The sequence below is a fragment of the Micromonospora aridisoli genome (genome assembly GCF_056150025.1).
In genome coordinates this window covers 252,008-270,305 of record NZ_JAXCFK010000007.1, presented here as the reverse complement: position 1 = coordinate 270,305, position 18,298 = coordinate 252,008, and the positions used below count along the sequence as shown (strand labels likewise).

The 18,298-nt window shown below is 71.3% G+C and carries 19 protein-coding genes; 5 read left to right on the top strand and 14 right to left on the bottom strand.

Annotation, left to right across the window (positions count from 1 at the left end):
- Position 1: 1 nt before the first annotated feature.
- A complete protein-coding gene (locus SM447_RS17380; RefSeq protein ID WP_474573853.1) occupies positions 2-1,531 on the bottom strand; it encodes a hypothetical protein in 1,530 nt (509 codons plus the stop codon).
- A complete protein-coding gene (locus SM447_RS17375; RefSeq protein WP_474573937.1) occupies positions 1,528-2,496 on the bottom strand; it encodes an ABC transporter ATP-binding protein in 969 nt (322 codons plus the stop codon). The genes SM447_RS17380 and SM447_RS17375 overlap by 4 nt, the downstream gene beginning before the upstream one ends.
- Before the next feature lie 770 nt (positions 2,497-3,266).
- On the opposite strand from SM447_RS17375, the gene SM447_RS17370 reads away from it, so the two are divergent.
- On the top strand, positions 3,267-3,764 hold the full coding sequence (locus SM447_RS17370; RefSeq protein ID WP_474573852.1) for a metallophosphoesterase family protein: 498 nt from the start codon (positions 3,267-3,269) through the stop codon (positions 3,762-3,764).
- Positions 3,765-3,800: 36 nt separating this feature from the next.
- Here SM447_RS17370 and lysS read toward each other — a convergent pair whose 3' ends face one another.
- The 6 genes from lysS to SM447_RS17340 all read right to left on the bottom strand — a co-directional run bounded on the left by lysS (position 3,801) and on the right by SM447_RS17340 (position 10,716).
- The gene (gene lysS, locus SM447_RS17365; RefSeq protein ID WP_474573851.1) at positions 3,801-5,522 is read right to left on the bottom strand and encodes a lysine--tRNA ligase; all 1,722 of its coding nucleotides are present in this window, start codon (positions 5,520-5,522) and stop codon (positions 3,801-3,803) included.
- 117 nt (positions 5,523-5,639) lie between these two features.
- Complete coding sequence (locus SM447_RS17360) at positions 5,640-6,293, bottom strand: DUF6624 domain-containing protein (RefSeq protein ID WP_474573850.1); 654 nt, start codon at positions 6,291-6,293, stop codon at positions 5,640-5,642.
- Between the two features lie 198 nt (positions 6,294-6,491).
- Positions 6,492-7,877 carry an MBL fold metallo-hydrolase gene (locus tag SM447_RS17355; protein ID WP_474573849.1) on the bottom strand — a complete coding sequence of 462 codons (1,386 nt, stop codon included), beginning with the start codon at positions 7,875-7,877 and terminating at the stop codon, positions 6,492-6,494.
- Between the two features lie 77 nt (positions 7,878-7,954).
- Positions 7,955-8,371 (bottom strand): carbonic anhydrase, encoded by a 417-nt coding sequence (locus tag SM447_RS17350; protein WP_474573848.1) that lies wholly within the window; start codon positions 8,369-8,371, stop codon positions 7,955-7,957.
- 3 nt (positions 8,372-8,374) lie between these two features.
- Positions 8,375-10,129: a SulP family inorganic anion transporter gene (locus SM447_RS17345; RefSeq protein ID WP_474573847.1), complete on the bottom strand. Its 1,755-nt coding sequence runs from the start codon at positions 10,127-10,129 to the stop codon at positions 8,375-8,377.
- Positions 10,126-10,716 (bottom strand): rhodanese-like domain-containing protein, encoded by a 591-nt coding sequence (locus SM447_RS17340; RefSeq protein WP_474573846.1) that lies wholly within the window; start codon positions 10,714-10,716, stop codon positions 10,126-10,128. The genes SM447_RS17345 and SM447_RS17340 overlap by 4 nt, the downstream gene beginning before the upstream one ends.
- A 167-nt stretch (positions 10,717-10,883) precedes the next feature.
- Here SM447_RS17340 and SM447_RS17335 point away from each other — a divergent pair, with 167 nt between their 5' ends.
- On the top strand, positions 10,884-11,150 hold the full coding sequence (locus tag SM447_RS17335) for a metal-sensitive transcriptional regulator (protein WP_474573845.1): 267 nt from the start codon (positions 10,884-10,886) through the stop codon (positions 11,148-11,150).
- Between the two features lie 34 nt (positions 11,151-11,184).
- Here the strand turns inward: SM447_RS17335 and SM447_RS17330 are convergent, their stop codons facing one another.
- The 5 genes from SM447_RS17330 to SM447_RS17310 form a co-directional block, all read right to left on the bottom strand.
- Positions 11,185-11,808, bottom strand: a complete 624-nt coding sequence (locus tag SM447_RS17330) for a DUF6518 family protein (protein ID WP_474573844.1) — start codon at positions 11,806-11,808, stop codon at positions 11,185-11,187.
- Between the two features lie 80 nt (positions 11,809-11,888).
- Positions 11,889-12,545 (bottom strand): response regulator, encoded by a 657-nt coding sequence (locus SM447_RS17325; protein ID WP_474573843.1) that lies wholly within the window; start codon positions 12,543-12,545, stop codon positions 11,889-11,891.
- Complete coding sequence (locus tag SM447_RS17320; protein WP_474573842.1) at positions 12,542-13,507, bottom strand: sensor histidine kinase; 966 nt, start codon at positions 13,505-13,507, stop codon at positions 12,542-12,544. Before SM447_RS17320 ends, SM447_RS17325 begins: the two co-directional genes overlap by 4 nt.
- Before the next feature lie 31 nt (positions 13,508-13,538).
- Entirely contained in the window at positions 13,539-13,889 is a 351-nt protein-coding gene (locus tag SM447_RS17315) for a hypothetical protein (protein ID WP_474573841.1), read from the bottom strand.
- Positions 13,890-13,931: 42 nt separating this feature from the next.
- Positions 13,932-15,953, bottom strand: coding sequence for a serine hydrolase domain-containing protein (locus SM447_RS17310; protein WP_474573840.1), 2,022 nt, complete (start codon positions 15,951-15,953; stop codon positions 13,932-13,934).
- A gap of 259 nt (positions 15,954-16,212) precedes the next feature.
- On the opposite strand from SM447_RS17310, the gene SM447_RS17305 reads away from it, so the two are divergent.
- Positions 16,213-16,872 (top strand): hypothetical protein, encoded by a 660-nt coding sequence (locus SM447_RS17305; protein ID WP_474573839.1) that lies wholly within the window; start codon positions 16,213-16,215, stop codon positions 16,870-16,872.
- A 63-nt stretch (positions 16,873-16,935) separates the two neighbouring features.
- Complete coding sequence (locus SM447_RS17300; RefSeq protein ID WP_474573838.1) at positions 16,936-17,373, top strand: VOC family protein; 438 nt, start codon at positions 16,936-16,938, stop codon at positions 17,371-17,373.
- A gap of 14 nt (positions 17,374-17,387) precedes the next feature.
- On the opposite strand, the gene SM447_RS17295 is transcribed toward SM447_RS17300, so the two are convergent.
- Positions 17,388-17,774: an ArsR/SmtB family transcription factor gene (locus SM447_RS17295; RefSeq protein ID WP_474573837.1), complete on the bottom strand. Its 387-nt coding sequence runs from the start codon at positions 17,772-17,774 to the stop codon at positions 17,388-17,390.
- 25 nt (positions 17,775-17,799) lie between these two features.
- Here SM447_RS17295 and SM447_RS17290 point away from each other — a divergent pair, with 25 nt between their 5' ends.
- A complete protein-coding gene (locus SM447_RS17290) occupies positions 17,800-18,297 on the top strand; it encodes an SRPBCC family protein (protein WP_474573836.1) in 498 nt (165 codons plus the stop codon).
- Position 18,298: the final 1 nt, after the last annotated feature.

Here is an 18,298-nt window from a genome sequence, read left to right as displayed (position 1 = left end):
CTCATCCCTTGGCGAGGTCTCTGCGCCTGAACACGACAAGCGCGAGCCCGGTGAGCACCACGATCACGGCGGCCATTCCGGCCGACGCCGTGGCCGACCACGGATCCACCGGAACCTTGCCGGTCCACTCCACCGGGGAGATGTGCCGCAACCACTCGCTGAGCTGCAGCATGTCCGCCCGCAGAGCCACCACCGCGGACCAGGCGACCAGGGTCCAGGCGACCGCGGGCAGCCGCGCGTCCAGTGATCCGAGGGCCAGGGAGAGCGCCGTGATGAGCAGCGCCGCGGGTAGCTGCTGGGCGTTGGCGCGCAGCGCCTCACCGAACCGGCCCCAGTCGTCGAGGCTGAGACTCAGGCCCAGGCCGGACAGGGAGGCGAGAGCCAGCTGCGTGGTGATCGCGGCCGCGAACGCGATGAGGATGCCGTTGGCCTGCCACCGGGTACGGGTTGGCAGCCCGGCGAGCACGCGTCCGGTCCGCCCGGACAGCTCCTCCCGGGAGAAGGCCATGCTGACCAGCACCCCGGCCGAGGCCGCGATGACGGCGTTGAGCTGGACGAGTAGGACGATCCTGGCGGTCAGCCCCTCGGTGGCCATGTCCTTGGCGAAGAAGCCGAAGGTGAAGGCCACCGCGCCCCCCGCGATGAGCACGGCCAGGGTCGTGCCCCGGACCAGACGGAGAAGCAACGTGCGGGGGCCGACGAGTGCGGCACCCGCCTCACGGGGACCGACGGAAGCGGCGAACATCCCGCCCCCGAGGTCACGTCTGGTGGCGAAGAAGACGCCCAGCAGGGCTTGTCCCGCGATTGCCGCCGCGTAGAAAAGGTAGGGCCAGGCCGGGGGTGTGTCGGCGAACGGCTTGGTCTCCGCGAGCCAGGACAGCGGTGTCGACCAGACCGCATCCCAGGACCGGACGTCGACGGCGCTGCGGAACAGATAGCAGGCAACCACCACGGCGAGGGCGGCGAAGGTGGCCTCGGCGCTGTTGCGGAAGAGCTGACCGGCCAACGCTCCGAGGGAAACCGCCCAGGTGAAGAAGAGCATCAGGGCGAGCGCCCAGAGCGCGGAGCCCACGGTGTCGTACCCGGCGGCCACCAGCGCGCCGAACGACAGGACGGCAGCCAGCAGGCAGGTCAGGGCCCCGCAGCAGAGACCGGCGACGGTGGGAGCCAGCCGACTGATCGTGCCCGCGGTGATGATGTCGAGGTAGTTCTTGTCCTCCAGCCAGCGGGTGAAGCGGACACCCACGTAGACCCCGATCAGGGGAACCAGGAACAGGACCACGACCGCCATCTCCTGGGCGAAGATGCCTCCGATGCTCGTCAGGTCGTAACCACGCCCCTGGAACACCCGGACCGCGACCGAGTCGGTGATCACCGCGGCGTACGCCAGGCGGTGTGTCTCGGTTGGATACATGTCCTGGATGGAGGAGGCGGCCGACCAGACGAGGCCGGCGACGACCACCGCCGGCACGACCACCCACAGCCACATCGTGCGAAGCAGCATCCACGTGGTGCGCCCGAGACCCTTCATCGCGCACTCGCCGCCGATGCGGGCTCAGGCGTGACACCCTCGCGGTAGGCGGAGAGGAAGACCTCGTCGAGGCTGGGCGGGGAAACGGTCAGCGCGGTCAGTCCGGCGCCGACGAGAGTGGACATGACGTCGTTGAGCGCGGCCGGCGGCACCTGGAACGTCGTCCTGGTCCGCCCGCCGACGTTCTCCGAGGCCAGGTTGTGCACGTCGGCGGAGTTCAGCAGCGCTTCGGGGGAACGCTCGGTGGTGGCGAGGACCTGCAGGGTCGTCCGACCGCGCAGCTGCTCCAAGGTGTCAGACTCCACGGTCTGGCCGCGCCGGATGATGGTCAGCCGGTCGCACAGCGCCTCCACCTGGGAGAGGATGTGGCTGGACAGGAGGACCGACTTGCCGCGCTGCTTGAGTTCGCGCACCGTCTGCTGGAAGGCCTCTTCCATCAGCGGGTCGAGACCGGAGGTCGGCTCGTCGAGCAGGTAGAGGTCGGCGTCCTTGGAGAACGCGGCGACGAGTGCGACCTTCTGTCTGTTGCCCTTCGAGTACGAGCGCGTGCGCTTCCGTACGTCGAGATCGAAGCGGTCGATGAGCTCGTCGCGGCGCTGGCGGTCTCCGCCGCCCTGCAGGCGCATGAGCACGTCGATGCACTCGCCGCCGGAGAGCCCGTCCCACAATGCCACGTCCCCGGGCACGTAGGCGACCCGCCGGTGCACGGCGACGGACTCCTGCCAACAATCGTGGCCGAAGATCCGGCATTCTCCACTGTTCAGCTTCAGTTGACCGAGAAGTGCCCTGATTGTGGTTGACTTACCGGCACCGTTCGGACCGAGGAAGCCGTGCACCTCGCCGGGGGCGACCGTCAGCGAGAATCCGTCAAGGGCGCGAGTCGCACCGAACGATTTTCGGAGGTCCTTGGCCTCGATTGCAAAATGCGGGTCGCTCCGTGCGGTGCCTGAGGCTTCCTGCTGCACGCTCAAGTCCTAACGAGATCTGGGAGTGCGCCCTGCCGGCAAACTCCAGGCTGAGAGGGTGGCCGCCGATAGGTGAGCACTCGCAGCATCTGAAGAGCGAGGGCAGACGAAAGAATCTTTCGCCGGTGGTCCATGGCGGCTCGGTCGCGGACGGATGCGGATTGCCCGATCGCGGTAGGCGGTCTTGTGGAGGCGCCGACGACCGCTCCGTTGATCACAGCGTCGGTGCGGGCTCCGGCCGTGCCGCCGGTTGGCGCACACCACGCGGCCGCAGCGCTGTAGACGCAGGTGGCGGCCCATTTCGGTCGGCAGCGGGACGGGTCGGCGAGCACACGTGGCCGCGCCAACCTGCGAGCCGGTGCGACGGATTCCCGCATGATCGCCCGACGTTGAACTTCCCCCGCCGCCAGGCGACCCCCCGGCCGTATCACGTCCGCAAGGCTGCTGCTTGACATTCAAGCTCCTGGGATGTCTTTCGGCATGCCCTCTGACAACGGTCGGCGGTTCGCGGTGCATCGACAGTGTAGGCGACCCGGTGTGGATCTGTCTCTCCGTGTCGACGTCATACCGGATGAAGTCGTTCACCGATTTCGCGCCGCCGTGTCGGTTGGCGTAAGGCAACGGATAGGGCGGTCGGGCGGAACGTTTCACGCTTGACGTGGATGACGTGACCTGGACATTGCGGCGTTTGTCTGCTGCGGAAGATTTCCACGTATTCGAGGATTCCGCGGGCTGTTCGACGGGGCAGGTGGCGGGGTTACGCTGGCCGGGTGCGGTTGGTCATCATGGCGGACACCCACCTGCCCAAACGCGCCCGTGACCTACCGTCCGGGCTGTGGGCCGAGGTCGACGCCGCCGATCTCGTCATCCACGCCGGCGACTGGGTCAGCGTGTCGCTGCTCGACGAGCTGGAGCGCCGTAGCGCCCGGCTGATCGGCGTCCACGGCAACAACGACGGGCCGGAACTGCGGGCACGGCTGCCGGAGGTCGCCCGTGCGGATGTCGCCGGACTACGGATCGCGGTGGTGCACGAGACCGGTCCGGCCGGCGGCCGGGAGCAACGGTGCGCGGCCCGGTTCCCCGACAGCGACCTGCTCGTCTTCGGGCACTCCCACATCCCCTGGGACAGCGAGGCGCCCGGCGGCCTGCGACTGCTCAATCCGGGCTCGCCGACCGACCGGCGTCGGCAGCCGTACGCGACGTACCTCACCGCCGAGCTGACCGGAGGACGGTTGGCCGCCGTCACCCTGCACGAGGTGGCGCGATAGCGGCGGCTGACGGGCGCGATCCGGCCCGGCGGTGCCCTACGCGGAGAGGAGCTGGCGTACCCGGTCCGCCCCGACCGACAGCAGCAGGGTGGGCAGCCGGGGGCCGGTGTCCCGGCCGACCAGCAGGCGGTAGACGAGCGCGAAGAAGTTACGCTGCGCCACCTTCAGCTCCGCGGTCGGCTTGGTGTCCAGCGGCAGCCCGGCGATCATCTTGGGCACGCCGTAGAGCAGCGTGGTGAGGCCCTCCAGCGACCAGTGCTCATCGAGGCCGTCGAGCAGCAGACGCAACGACTTCCGTTGGTCGTCGTCCAGAGCGACCAGCAGCTCCTTGTCCGGCTCCCGCCGTACCCTCGTGCGCTGCTCGGCGGGGAGCTGGGTCTCGACCCAGCGTTGCACCTTGTCGAGCCTCGGCCGCACCTCGTCCAGCGAGGTGACCGGCTGCTCCGGATCCATCGCCTGCAGGATGCGCAGCATCTGGTCGCCCTGGCCGGTGGTGATGTCCACGATCGACACCAGCGTGCGGTAGGACACCGGTCGGGGCGTGCGGGGCAGTTCGGCGGTGGCCGTGCGGATCGCCCGGTCGTAGCTTGCCTGGTCGGCCGGAACCGCGGTGCCCGCGAGGATCTTCCGCTCCAGCGCGTCCCACTCGTCGTAGATCCGGTGGACCTCCTGGTCGAACGCGACCTTGAAGGACTGGTTGGGCCGGCGGCGGGCGTAGAGCCAGCGCAACAGCGGGGCTTCCATGATCTCCAGAGCGTCCGCCGGGGTCGGCACGGCACCCCGGGAACTGCTCATCTTCGCCATGCCGCTGATGCCGACGAAGGCGTACATCGGCCCGATCGGTGGCTGCGCACCGAAGACCTCGCTGACGATCCGCCGACCGACCACGTAGGACGAGCCCGGCGACTGGTGGTCCACACCGGACGGCTCGAAGGCCACTCCCTCGTAGGCCCAGCGCATCGGCCAGTCGACCTTCCAGACCAGCTTGCCCCGGTTGAACTCGGTCAGCAGGACGGTCTCGGTGTGACCGCACCTGCAGGTGTACGTCAGCGCGGTGGTGCTGTCGTCATAGGCCACGACGGTCGTGAAGTCGGTCCCGCACACGGCGCAGTACGGCTTGTAGGGGTAGTAGCCGGTGGCCGTCTCGCCGTCGTCCTCGCTGGCGGCACCCGAACCGGCCGCCGCGTCGGCGGCCGCGGCGGCGTCCGCCTCGTCGAGGTTGCCGGTCGCCGGGGTGGACGGGATCGCGACCTTCGTCCGGAACTGGCCGAGGATGCCGTCGATCCGGGCGCGCTCGCGCATCGCGAGCAGGATCTGGTCCCGGTACGCGCCGGAGGTGTACATCTGGGTCTGGCTGATCGCCCGGTACTCGACGCCGAGTTCCGCCAGGGACTCGGTCATCGCGGCCTTGAAGTGCTCGGCCCAGTTGGGGTACGAGCTGCCGGGCGGCGCCGGCACCGACGTCAGCGGCTTGCCGATGTGCTCGGCCCAGGACGGGTCGATGCCGGCCGGCACCTTACGGAACCGGTCGTAGTCGTCCCAGGAGATGATGTGAACGACGTCATGGCCGCGCCGCTGGATCTCGTTCGCCACCAGGTGCGGGGTCATGACCTCGCGCAGGTTGCCCAGGTGGATCGGCCCCGACGGGCTGAGCCCGGAGGCGCAGACGATCGGTCTGCCAGGCGCCCGTCGCTCGGCCTCGGCGATGACCTCGCCGGCATACCGATCGACCCAGTCGCGGTCAGTTTCGCTCGCCACGATCTCCACACCTGCTCATATACTTCGCGATCTACCCGTTCCCGGCCAAAGCGGTCTGGCGCGGATCTGCCCAGTCTAGTACCGCGGCTGACCGAGCCAGGGCGGAGGGGCAGGTGCCTACTGCGGATCCTGAGCGCAGATCGTGGCCATCTCGGCGAGGTAGGTGGCCAGCGGCGCGAGTCCGGCTGCGGCTCGCCGCTCTTCGACGCCGGCCTCGTCCCGGATCGGGGTCGCGGGGACTGGGCCGTCGGGACCGCACCGTATCTGCGTCCCGTACCCCTGGGGTACGCCCCGCGCAACGGCGACGCGATCCTCGAGGTACGCGAGATTGCCCGGCGAGGCCTGACCGTGTGCGGCCGCCTCGCGTAGCAGTTCGAGCGCCTCCTGCTGAAAGGCGAGGTCGAAGTCCGAGTGCTGGGCGATCACCCAGGCGGCGTTCTCGCCGTCCCTGCCGACGAGGTCGAAGGTCGGCCAGCCGTGCCTCTTGATGATCTCCTTCAACCGGGCGGTGCGCTGCTCGGCGGTGTCGGTCTGGGGGAGACCGTTCACTGCGGCCTGGTCACGTTCGAGCATCCCGACCAACTCGTCGTGCAGCGCCCGGTCGAACGTGACGTGCGAATTGGACGGTGCCGGCACCGATTCGTGCGGTGCGGTGGGCGACCCGCTCGACGGCCCGGACGCCGACGGCTCGCCGGTGCGGGGCGGGGTGGAGCAACTGGCCAGAGCGGTGAGCACGGCCAGCGGTAGCGTGACTCGCCGCAGCACTCTCACGGGCACCCTCCGGCCGTCGATCGTAGCCCTGTGCCGGCCAGCATGGGGGCCTGGCGACCAGCAGCGGCAGACGGCCTCGGTGCGCGGGGTCGATCGGTCGAACCCGGCGAGCCCGATGACGCGGGGCCGGAGGCGCGGCGATCACCCAGGGTGGGGCGTGACCGCCGTCGCGGCGGCCACGCCCCACCGGCCAGGGGCTCAGGCGGCGGCGGGTTGCTGGAGCGCCTGCCAGGCGCCGTACCCGCCGAGCAGATCCGAGACGTCGGTACGGCCGGCCTCGCGCAACAGGCTGGCGGCGACGGACGAGCGGTAGCCGCCGGCGCAGTGCACGACGACGGGCCGGTCAGCGGGGACCTCACCGAGCCGCCGGGGCAGTTCGGCCAGCGGGATGTGCAGCGAGCCGTCGATGGCACCCTGGTCGCGTTCACCGGCGTTGCGCACGTCGAGCACGCGCGGTGGCTCGGTGCGGTCGAGTGCAGCGCGCAGCTCGGTGGCGGTGACGCGGCTGGCCCTCGCCAACTCCGCGACCATCTCGCGGTAGGCGTTCTCGGGGTCACGCAGGTAGCCGGCGACGTGGTCGAAGCCGATCCGGGCGAGGCGGGTCACGATCTCCTCCTCGCGGTCCTGGTGGGCCACGACGAGGATGGTGCGGTCGGGGGAGACGACGCTGCCGGCGGTCTCGGCGAAGCGGCCGTCGGCGGGGATGTTGATCGCACCGCGCACGTGCCCGGCGGCGTACTCGTGCGGGTCGCGGGTGTCGACCACGACGGCGCCGCCGGCACGGGCGGCGAGGAACTCGGCGGGCCCGAGCGGCCGCGCGGGCCGGGCGTGGTCGAACAGTTCGCGGGCCTTGCGGTTGAGCACGGCGTCGAAGGCGAAGTAGCCCGGTGCCGCCGGCTGTCCGCCGGTGACCAGCGCGACGAACTGCTCCTCGCTCATCGGGGCGCAGGCGTAGTTGGTGCGGCGCTGCTCACCGATGGTGGACTGCCGTTCGGTCGACAGGTTCTTCCCGCAGGCCGAGCCGGCGCCGTGAGCGGGAAAGACCCGCACCTCGTCGGGCAGGGTCATGAGCTTGTGGTGCACGCTGTGGTAGAGCATGCGGCCCAACTCGTCGGCCGTGACGCCGAGCGAGGCGAGCAGGTCGGGCCGGCCCACGTCGCCGATGAACAACGCGTCACCGGTGAGTACGCCGTAGGGGACGCGGTCGTCGGCGTGCTCGTACACCAGCACGCTGATCGACTCCGGGGTGTGACCGGGCGTCTCCATGACCTGCAGGGTCACCTCGCCGAGGCTGATCCGTTCCCCGTCGGTCAGCTTGCGGATCGGGTACTCGGTCTCGGCGCGCCGGCCGTAGCCGATCCAGGCGCCGGTGGCCGCCGCCACCTCGAGGTGGCCGGCGAGGAAGTCGGCGTGGAAGTGGGTGTTGATGACGCCCTCGATGGTCAGCCCACGCGCCCGGGTGTCGGCGAGGTACTCCTCGATGTCGCGGCGCGGGTCGACCAGGACCGCCCGGCCGGTGGTGTCGTCGGCGATCAGGTACGACGCCTGCGAGAGGCAGTCGAGGTAGTACTGGGTGAACAGCACGGTCGGCTCCTTAACAACGATCACAGTCAATGGACTTACTTCCTGTATACCCCGGGGGGTATGCAAACGACAAAGTGCTACGGCCCGGTGGTGGCCGGCGTCACCTCCGCGACGAGTTCGGGCGCCCAGCACCGGTGGCCGCAACGATCCGCGTGTACGGCGAGGATGCGGGTGCCCGGCAGCCGTGCCGCCAGCCGGGCCAGGCCGGCCCGCAGTTGGCGGTGATGCTCGGTGACGCTCACCGGGTTACCGGCGCAGTCGGAGTGGGCGGCGACGACCAGGGTCGCGCTGCCATGGGCCCGCTGGGAGATCCGGATCTTCTCCAGGAGCGTGTCCAGCCGGGTCTCCCCGGTCGAGGCCAGCACCGCCTCCGGCCCGGGCTCGGTGATGGTGTCCAGGTACTCGACGTCGAGGTGCCGTTTGACCCACTCGTCGAGGGGGCGCTGGACGCGGCCGTCGATGCAGCTCAGCAACGTGGCGAAGCGGTCGGGCACGAGCTAGATCACCTCCTGGTGGGCAGCCGGCGTGCGGGTCACCGGCTGTGGCGGCCCGCCGTCGATGGCGGCGAGCGCGGCGGTGAGGTCCGGGTGCACGTGGCCGGCCCCGTGCACCGTGGCCCATACGCCCGCCCGACCGAGCAGGTCACGGACCGGCCCACGGACGGTGGCCAGGTGCAACGCCACGCCGCCGGCTCCGAGACGCTGGTGCAGCTCGGCGATGGCATGCGCACCGTCCCCGTCGACATCGCTGATCGCGCTCGCGTCGAGCACCAGGGCGCGGAGTTCCTCCCGCTGCTCGGCCAGCGCGAGCAGTCGCTGCTGCAGGCGCTGCGCGTTGGCGAAGTACAGCGGCCCGTCCACCCGGACGACCGCGACCCGGGGGTCGGTGACCAGGCCGGCGTAGCGGTCGACGTTGCGATACGTCTGCGTGCCCGGCACCCGACCGAGTTCGGCCAGGTGCGGCCGGGCGGTCCGCCACAGGAAGACCGCGAGACTGAACCCCACGCCGGCGGCGAGTCCCGGCTCGACCCCGAACAGCAGGGTGACCACGAAGGTGAGGCCGAGCGACAGGCCGTCGCCGCGGCGGGTCCGCCACGCGGTCACCGCCGCCCGCCGATCCACCAGGCCGAGCACCGCCACCACCACGATGGCGGCGAGCACGGCCCGGGGCAGGTGGTGGAAGGCCGGGGTCAGGAACAGCGCGGTCAGGGCCACCATCACGGCGGTGACCACACTGGCCATGGGCGTACGTGCCCCGGCCGAGAAGTTCACCGCGCTGCGGGAGAAGCCGCCGGCCACCGGAAACGCCTGGAACAGGCCGGCCGCGAGGTTGGCCGAACCGACCGCCGCGAGTTCCTGGTTGGGGCTGACGTGCTGGCGGGCCTTGGCCGCGAGAGCCTTGGCCACGGCGATGCCCTCCAGGTAGGCGACCAGCGCGATCGCCACCGCGCTGGGTAGCAACGCCGAGACGTCCTGGCTGGTGAGGGTGGGCAGGACCGGGGCCGGAAGGCCGCCGGGGACCTCGGCGAGGATCCGCACGCCGTGCGTGCCGAGGGAGAACGCGGCGCTGGCCACGGTGACTCCGGCCACCACGAGCAGCGCGCCCGGCAGCCTCGGCAGGTAGCGGCGCAGCAGCACCAGACCGGCGACGCTGATCAGCGAGACGAGGACCGTCCAGCCGTGGACGGTGGTCGCCGAGCGCCAGAGCGTGGCGACGATCTCCGGAAACGTCTCCGCGCGTCCGGCGTCCAGCCCGAGCAGATCCTTCACCTGGCTGGCCCCGATGACGATCGCGGCGGCGGACGTGAAGCCGGACAGTACGGAGTGCGACATGAAGCTGACCAGGGCACCGAGGCGCAGCACTCCGAGCAGCACCTGGATCGCGCCGACCAGGAGCGCGAGCAGCCCGGCGAGTGCCGCGTAGCGGGCCGGGTCGCCGTGGGCCAGGGGTGCCAGCGCGGTGCCGGTCATCAGCGCGGTGATGGCGACCGGCCCGACGGCCAGGGATCCCGAACTGCCGAGCAGCGCGTAGACCAGCAGCGGCACGATCGAGGCGTAGAGGCCGGTGACCGGCGGCATACCGGCCAGCGCGGCGTACGCCATGCTCTGTGGGACGAGCATGACCGCCACGGTCAGACCGGCGGTCAGGTCGTGGCGCAGGATGGACCGGTCGTAGCGGCGCAGCCATCCGAGCAGCGGCACCACCCGGGCCACCCCGGAGCGGTCCGGCCGGACACGTCCCGGGCGGTTCACGCCTCCCGCCTCCCGCTGCGCAGTCGCTCAAGCGAACGGTCGACGTCACAGCCGGCGCCCCTGTTGTAGGGCAGCCGGGACAGCAGCGCCCCCATCGCGCACGTGTCGGTCAGGGCGGCGAAGGTCAGGCCGGCGCCGACGAGACCGGCCACGAACCGCGTCGCCGGCACCCACACGCTGGCGACGACGGCGAGCAGCACGATGCCGCCCGCGACCAGGCGGACCTGGCGCTCCAGGCTCCACCGCTGCCGGCCGCGCGCCACCGACCCACCGGCGGTGATCCAGGCGTTCATGCCACCGGCGATGACGGTGGCTCCGGTCAGACCGGCGCTCGCCAGCCGGGTGCAGGCCGCGGTGGCGCGGTTGCCGGACTGACACATCAGCAGGATCCGACCTCCCGCGTCGTTGACGATCCGGCCCAGGTGCGCGTCGACCTGGTCGAGCGGCAGGTTGATCGAGGCGGGAACGTGGGCGGTCTCGAACTCGCCCGGCGTACGCACGTCGACGATCAGCACGTCGGGGTTGTCGGCGATCAGCGCTCGCGCGGTGGGCACGTCGATGGTCGGCGAACTGCTCTCGGCGGTCACGGGACACTCCATCCTCAGTCTCGGTCATATACCCCCGGGGGTATCTGGCTTCGAGTATTGACCACGGATTGGAGAAACCGCAAACCTCCCCTGCGTCGCTCGCGGCAGGCCGGCCGGGCATACCCCCGGGTGTACGGTTGTTCGAGGACGTGGGAAGGGGGCAGGGGATGCAGGTCGACGAGGACGCGGTCGGTGACGTGGTCAAGCGGCTGCGTCGTGCCGAAGGCCAGATTCGTGGCGTCATCGGCATGCTCGAGGACGGCCGGGACTGCGCCGAGGTGGTGACCCAGCTCGCGGCGGTTTCACGCGCGCTGGACCGGGCCGGTTTCAAGATCATCGCGAGCGGCCTGCAACAGTGCGTCAGCGACTCCGCCGGGGAGGACCGAAAGGCCAACCTCGACCAGATGGAGAAGCTCTTCCTGTCGCTGGCCTGAGGCCCCGCCGGCGATCAGCCCCGCCGCCGCGGCCTCAGCGGAAGCCGGCCAGCAGGAACGCGGCCAGACCGGCCAGGGCCAGGGGGAGCGCGGTGGCCAGCGTGAGCGCCCGTTGCCGGTTCGTGCGCCCGACCAGCACCGGGATCAGTACGCCGAGCGTGATCCTGATCAGGGCGTCCCAGATCGCGTCGGCCCCGTAGCTCGGGTCGCCGATGCGGCGGATCTGCAGCCCCGCCTCGGCGAGGAGCACCGCGGCGGGCAGTGCGACGCCCACCGCCTGGCGCCAGCCGGGTCGGTGTGCCCAGGTTCCACCGATGCCGAAGATGACCCCGGCCAGGACGCCGAAGAGCATCCAGAGCAGCGACGTGGGTGCCCACAGGATCGACCAGTCGTCGCCCTGGACGAGCGCTGCCGCCACGTAGTAGCTGGGCACCGCGACCACGAGTCCAACGGCGGCGCCCACCGCCGCGCGCAGCCAACCCGACCGGACCCAGAAGCCGAAGAAGAAGGCGGCGACCGCCCACACCGCGCTGGAGTTCCCCAGGTCGCCGAGGGGGAACGGCACGTACTTGATCCAGAGGAAGTCGAGGACGCCGAGCAGAATGCCACCCAGTACCGCGGTGACCGCCACCTGCCGATGGTGGGGTTGAGATCGCATGACACGCGAGCATACTGGGTATGTAGGCACGCCGGTCGGCTGGGTCACCGGTGGGAACCTCGCCGGTGTGGTGCCCGCGATCAGCGCGGCGCAACACCGTTGCGGTACGCCCACACGACGGTCTGCAACCGGTCCCGTACGCCGATCTTGGCCATGGCGCGCCCGAGGTGCGACTTGACCGTGCTGGTCTCGATGAACAGCTCGTCGGCGATCTCGACGTTCGACAGTCCTCGGGCGAGCAGTTCGATGATCTCGACTTCCCGGGCGGTGAGTTGGTGCGCCACCGCCGCGTCGGTCGTCGGAGCCGGCGTGCGGCGGGCGAACTCGGCGATCACGCGTCGGGTGACGGCCTGGTCGACGAGCCCCTGACCGTCGGCGAGACGTCGGATCGCGTCGATCAACTCCTCCGGCTCGCAGTCCTTGAGGATGAACCCGCTGGCACCGGACTCCAGCGCCCCGAAGACGTACTCGTCGAGGTCGAAGGTGGTGACCACCAGCACGGCCGGCGGCGATCCGACGGCCTCGGCGAGGATCCGGCGGGTCGCGGTGAGCCCGTCGCCACCCGGCATCCGCACGTCCATGCAGATGACCTGCGGTCGCAGCCGACGGGCCAGCTCGACGGCCGAGGACCCGCTCGACGCCTCACCCACCACCTCGATGTCGCCGGCCTGCTCCAGGATGACGCGGAAGCCGGCCCGTACGACGGACTGGTCGTCGACGAGCATCACTGTGATCATCTCTGGTCGTCTCCGTTCCCGATGGCCGTCGCCCGGGTGGCGCGGGCCTCGTCCGCGGCCGTCGGCACCGTCACCGCGACCGACCACCCGCCCGTCGCCGTCGGGCCGGCGCTGAACCGTGCGCCGATCAGCTGTGCCCGCTCGCGCATCCCCACCAGACCGACCCCGCCGGTGGCCGAGGATCGTGGGTCGGGGTGGCGCGTCGGCCGGCCGTTCACCACCTCGAGCGAGACCGTCCGGGGCAGGTAACGCAGTATCACCCGCACCGGTGCGTCCGGGGCGTGCTGGCGGGCGTTGGACAGGGATTCCTGGACCATCCGGTACAGCGCGACGTCGGCGATCGGCGGTATGTCGCGTGGCTGCCCCTCCCGGACCAGCTCGACCGGGCTGCCGAGCTGCCGCGCGCCGCCGACCAGCTCGTCGAGCATGGCCAGCCCGGGCACCGGAGCGCCGCCGTCGCCGTCCCCCGGCCGACCGCGCAGCACGCCCACGACGAGCCGGAGCTTGTCGAGGGTCTCCTTGCCCTGGGCCCGGATCCACGTCACCGCGGCCCTCGCCGCCGACGGGTCGCGGTCGATCAGCCGCTCGGCCGCCGCCGCCTGCACCACCATCCCGGACAGGTGGTGGGCGGCGACGTCGTGCAGCTCCCGCGCCATCCGGGCGCGTTCCGCGCCGATCGCGGCCCGCACGGTGGCCTGCTGCGCCCGCGCCGCCTCGTCCGCCCGGACCCGTACCAGGTGCAGGTAGCGCCGGTAGGTGGCGACGTAACTGCCGACGAACGTGAAGCCGACGTAGATCAGGGTGGCCGCCGTGAGGTGACCGGCGGCGGTGACGAGCGGGCCCGCGGTGCCATCCGCCGCCTGCACCGCCAGCACCGCGGCGGCCGTCTCCACCGCCACCGCCGCGCCGGCCGCCAGTAACGCCGCCCGGACCGGCAGCAGCGTGCCGAGGGTGTACGCCACGACGAACGGCGCGATGCCGCGGACCGTCGCCTCAGGGCAACGAGAGCCCGATGACCGGCACCTGGACGCCGACGACCAGCACGAGGCAGAGCAGCGGGCGGACCCGACGCAGGCACAGCAGCATCGCCTGCCCGCTGCACAGGGCGATGACCAGCCAGGCCCGCGCCGGATCGAAGCTGAGACCCTCCGCCGGCGCCACGAACCGGAACAACAGCGTCAGCGCCAGGAACGTCAGCACGGTGAGGAGCGCCGCGAGCAGGCAGTCCCGCGCGAACCGGCCGGTCAGCCCGATCCGGGTGAGCCGCTCGTCGAGCCGTCCGGTCAGCCGGGGTGGGCCCGGGACGTCGACGGCTTCGGGGGCGGTGCCGCTGTGCTCGGACATGCGTTGGGCATCCTCGCTCCGGACGGTTCCGGTTCGGATCGGTCAGTAGGAGATGCTAGGGGCGAGCAGCATGAACTCGACGGCGAACCAACCCGTGCCGGCCAGTGCCAGCAGGACCGCCAGGCTGCCGGCGATCCGGTGCCAGCCGGTCCGGCGACGAATCTCGTCGACCAGCCGGACGGCCGCCGGCAGCACACCGAGCAGGCCGATCAGCTGCATCAGCTGCACCACCCGCAGACTCGCGGCGGAGACGTCCGTGAGGCTCATGATGGTGGCCACGCTCACCGCCCAGCCGGCGAGGGCGAGCAGCGTGCCGGCGACGGCGACGCGGGTGAGGATTCGCGCGGTCCGGCCGGCCCGGTCGCGTGGTGCCCGGCCGAGCCGCCGTCGCACGACGGCCCGTACCGGCCAGGAGAGGGCGGCGAGCAGCAGGACGATGGTCGACGCGGTGATCACCGTCAGTACCAGTGCGGAGTCGCGCTCGGCCGGCACCGGCAGCAGCGCGAACGCGGAGTCGAAGCTGATCGCCTCGACCCGGCCGTCGGCCACCCGCATCGCGACGGTGCGCTGCCCGCCGACCTCGCGCCACACCCACGGCGAGACCTCCTCGTACACCGCGGGAGAGTCGGACAGCGGAGCCGGCTCGAACAGCAGCCGGTCGCCGTCGGTGACGCTGACCGTGGTACGTCCGACCAGACCGATCACGGTGAGGAAGTTGCTCCGGATCGCCCGCGAACTCTCGTACGTGCCGGCGGCCAGCGCGGCGTGCTCGGCGGTGGTGGTCGCGTCGACACCCCCGGCCGGTGCAGCGCCCTCGGCCGGGAAGTAGCGGTCGGCGAAGCCGTTCAGCACGGCCTGCCGCAGCTCGTGGCTGGCCGGCTCGTCGTTACCGCTGCTGTTCAGCGAGATGAAGATCCCGGCCCGGTCGTCGGGGAAGATCTGCAGGTGCGAGTGGAAGTACAGGGTGTCGCCGCCGTGCCCGAGGACACGGTGCCCGTTGCGGCTCTCGTCGAAGAAGCCGAGCGTCATCCGAGGGCCGTCGGCGAGGGTGCCCAGCGACGTCGCGTCGAGCGCCGGACGCCGCATGAGTTCCCGCGTCGCCGCGTCGAGCAGGGGAGCCTCGCCCACCGGTTCACCCAGCAGGGCGAGCATGAACCGGGCCATGTCCGTCGCCGGGGCGCTGAGCGCGCCGGCCGGGGGAGTACCCACGATCTCGAATGGTGCGGCGGGCGCGCCCGCGCGCTCGTACCCGTTGGACATCCGGTCGCCCAGGTTGGCGGGGAGCGGCTGCTCGAACGTCGACGACGCCATGCCCGCGCGGGCCAGCACGTTGGTGCCGACGTACTCCTCGAAGCGGGTGCCACTGACCCGCTCGACGATGTAGCCGGCCAGCGCGTTGCCGTAGTTGGAGTACGCGGGCACCGTGCCCGGCTCGTAGATCTGCTCCGGCGGGTCGGTCGCCAGGGCCGCCCGCAGGTCGACGCCGGTACCGGCGGTCCCGATGAGACCGGCGATGCGCTCCTCGAACCCGGCGGTGTGGGTCAGCAGGTGTCGCAGCGTGACGGCCTGCGGATAGCGGCGGGGCACCTCGATGTCGAGGTACTCGGCGACGTCGGCGTCCAGGTCGAGCTTGCCGCTCTGCACGAGTTGCAGCACCGCGGTGGCGGTGACCAGCTTGGACACCGACCCGACCCGGAACAGGTGCCGGTCGGGATCGACCGGCACCGGGCCCGCGTCACCGTCGCCGGTGTCGGCGTGCCCGTAACCCCGCGCGGTGAGGATCTCGCCGTCGCGGACCACGGCGACGCTCGCTCCCGCGATACCGGCGCGGGCCAGGGCGGCCGGCAACAGCCCGTCGAGCCAGGCGTTGACGTCCGCGCCGGGGTCGGCCGGTGCGCCCGGCGCGGCCGGAGCGGGCACGGGCGGTGCCGGGTCGGTCCCGGACGTGCCGCATCCGGCGACCGTCGCGGCGACGGCGACCGCCGTGGCCAGGGCCGCGCCGAGTCGTCCGACACGGGACAGGGTTCGGGGTGAGCGAGGTCGGGTCACGGTCTCGTGGATCACGGTCCGCTGCCACCTTCCGGGCCGCGCGGGTGTTCGGAGGGCTTCCGTACGGCGTCACCCGGGGCCTGGAACCAGCCTGGGCGAGCGCCGTCGACGCGACATCTGGCGCAGGATGGCATTCGGCTTACGACCTGAGTAGCAACCGGTGCCGTGCCGCATACCCGCGACGCCTGCCGGGTACGTGGATCTAGCGGACGGCTGTGAGGGAGCGGTGCCCCCGGTCGCCGACCGGAGACGCCGCCGGGACGAGGAGCGAGGGATGTCGATGCGGAACTGGTTCGCCGGAGCAGGGCTGGTGGCGCTCGCCGTCGCGACCGGTGGCTGCGGTGGGACGAGCCCGAACGACGAGGTCTCCGCCTCGCCGACGGTCACCGGCACGCCCGTCACCGACGTGACCACCACCGCATCACCCACGCCCACGGCGTCGGAGCCGGCCAGCCCGTCGCCGACGGCGACCCCGAGGGTGTTGTCGGGCACCCGCCAGGTCACCATCACCCGGGTCGACGGGTTCGAGGCGGGACTGTCGCTGACCGATGACGGTCGCCTGGCCGAGGTGGACGACGACAGTGGTCGGCAGTTGTTCGTGCCGACCCCGCTGTCCGGGCAGGAGTTTCTGATCAGGTCGTACCGCGGCACCGGTGGTGGCCCCGGCACCGGCGAGCCGCTCTGCTGGCAGGTCCGCAACCCGGGCGGTAGCCGCCCGCTGATCGTGGAGGGCGCGGCCTGCCGGGAGGACGAGCCCCGGCAGCGATTCACCATCACCGCCCCCGACGCGGACGAGGGCTTTCTGATCAGCAGCGGCTCGGCGTACCTGCGAAGCTCGCGGGACTCCGGGCTGATCCTGGAGGAACTGGGCGACGCGCCGCCGACGAGCAGCTTCCGGCTCAACGACAACGGGCCGGCGCCCGACCGAGAGTGATCACTGTTCGGGCGGCCGGCGCCGCGCCGTCATGGTTCTTGTCCCTGTTCGGAGGTGACCAGGGTGGTTGACCGGGAGAACGCACCCAGGCTGTGCCAGGTGGTGCTCGACTGCACCGACGCCAGGTCGCTCGCGGAGTTCTACCGCGAGTTGCTGGGCCTGGTCTACCGACCCGGCGACGAGCCACCCGAACCCGGGCAGCCGGACGAGCGAGGCGACGACTGGCTCGTGCTGCGGACCCCGGAGGGCCGCCCGCAACTGGCCTTCCAGCAGGTCGACCAACTGCCGCGCCCGACCTGGCCGGACGGCCGGGTGCCCCAGCAGCTGCACCTGGACCTGAGCGTGACCTCCACCGAGCAGTTGCTGGCGCAGCACGAGCGCGTGCTCGCCCTCGGCGGCCGCCTGCTGGCCGACCAGATCAACGGTCCCGACGAGCCGTTCCGGGCGTACGCCGATCCGGCAGGCCACCCCTTCTGCCTCTTCGTCTCGACGACGGGCTGACGCCGGCGTGCCGTTCAGCCCGACCCGTGGCCGGGCCGCCGGTCGGGCGTACGGCTCTCGAGGTCGGTCCTGAGGGTGGCCAGCATCCCCACCGCGGCGCTCGCGTAGTCGCCGATCCACCGGTCGTGGATGTGCTTGATCGGTAGCGGGTCGAGGTGGTTCCAGCGCTCGCGGCCCTTGCGTTGGGCGATGACGAGCCCCGCCGCCTCCAGCACGCGCAGGTGCTGCATCACCGTGCACCGGTCCAGTTGCGGGAAGCGTTCGCAGAGGTCGCCGGTGGTGCGGGCCTGGTCTTTCAGCGCGTCGAGGATCTGCCGGCGGGTCGCCGACGCCAGCGCCTTGAACACCCGGTCCTCGTCGACCGGATCCTGGCCGGAACGCTCTCCACGACGACTCGACATGTTATAAAGCTATAACATGTCGCGGATGGGAGAGGTGATCGTCGTGGACCTGCGGTTCAAGATCGCCGGACGGATCAGCCGGCCGGTGCACGAGGTGTTCGAGGCGGTGGTCGATCCCGACCAGCTCTCCCGGTACTTCACCACCGGCGGCGCCAAGGGTCGACTGGCCACCGGAGCCACCGTCAGTTGGGACTTCGCCGACTTCCCCGGGGCGTTCCCGGTCGAGGTGGTCGAGGTGGAGCAGGACCGGCGGATCGTGCTGCGCTGGGAGGCGGCCGACGGTGCCCAGTCCACCACCGACGAGCCGGTCGCCGGAGCGTCCTACTTCACCACGGTCACCATGGAGTTCGAGGCCCTGGACGACGACCGGACCCTGGTCACCATCGCCGAGGAGGGGTGGCGACCCACCCCCGAGGGCCAGCGGGCCTCGTACGGCAACTGTGAGGGCTGGACCAACATGCTCTGCTGCCTCAAGGCGTGGCTGGAACACGGCATCAACCTGCGCGCCGGGTTCTTCGCCTGAC

Excerpts from the sequence above, each read along its gene's own strand:
- SM447_RS17380 (WP_474573853.1), bottom strand. The coding sequence starts at position 1,531 with ATGAAGGGTCTCGGGCGCACCACGTGGATGCTGCTTCGCACGATGTGG.
- SM447_RS17335 (WP_474573845.1), top strand. The coding sequence starts at position 10,884 with ATGCAGGTCGACGAGGACGCGGTCGGTGACGTGGTCAAGCGGCTGCGT.
- SM447_RS17330 (WP_474573844.1), bottom strand. The coding sequence starts at position 11,808 with ATGCGATCTCAACCCCACCATCGGCAGGTGGCGGTCACCGCGGTACTG.
- SM447_RS17325 (WP_474573843.1), bottom strand. The coding sequence starts at position 12,545 with ATGATCACAGTGATGCTCGTCGACGACCAGTCCGTCGTACGGGCCGGC.
- SM447_RS17315 (WP_474573841.1), bottom strand. The coding sequence starts at position 13,889 with ATGTCCGAGCACAGCGGCACCGCCCCCGAAGCCGTCGACGTCCCGGGC.
- SM447_RS17305 (WP_474573839.1), top strand. The coding sequence starts at position 16,213 with ATGTCGATGCGGAACTGGTTCGCCGGAGCAGGGCTGGTGGCGCTCGCC.
- SM447_RS17295 (WP_474573837.1), bottom strand. The coding sequence starts at position 17,774 with ATGTCGAGTCGTCGTGGAGAGCGTTCCGGCCAGGATCCGGTCGACGAG.
- SM447_RS17290 (WP_474573836.1), top strand. The coding sequence starts at position 17,800 with ATGGGAGAGGTGATCGTCGTGGACCTGCGGTTCAAGATCGCCGGACGG.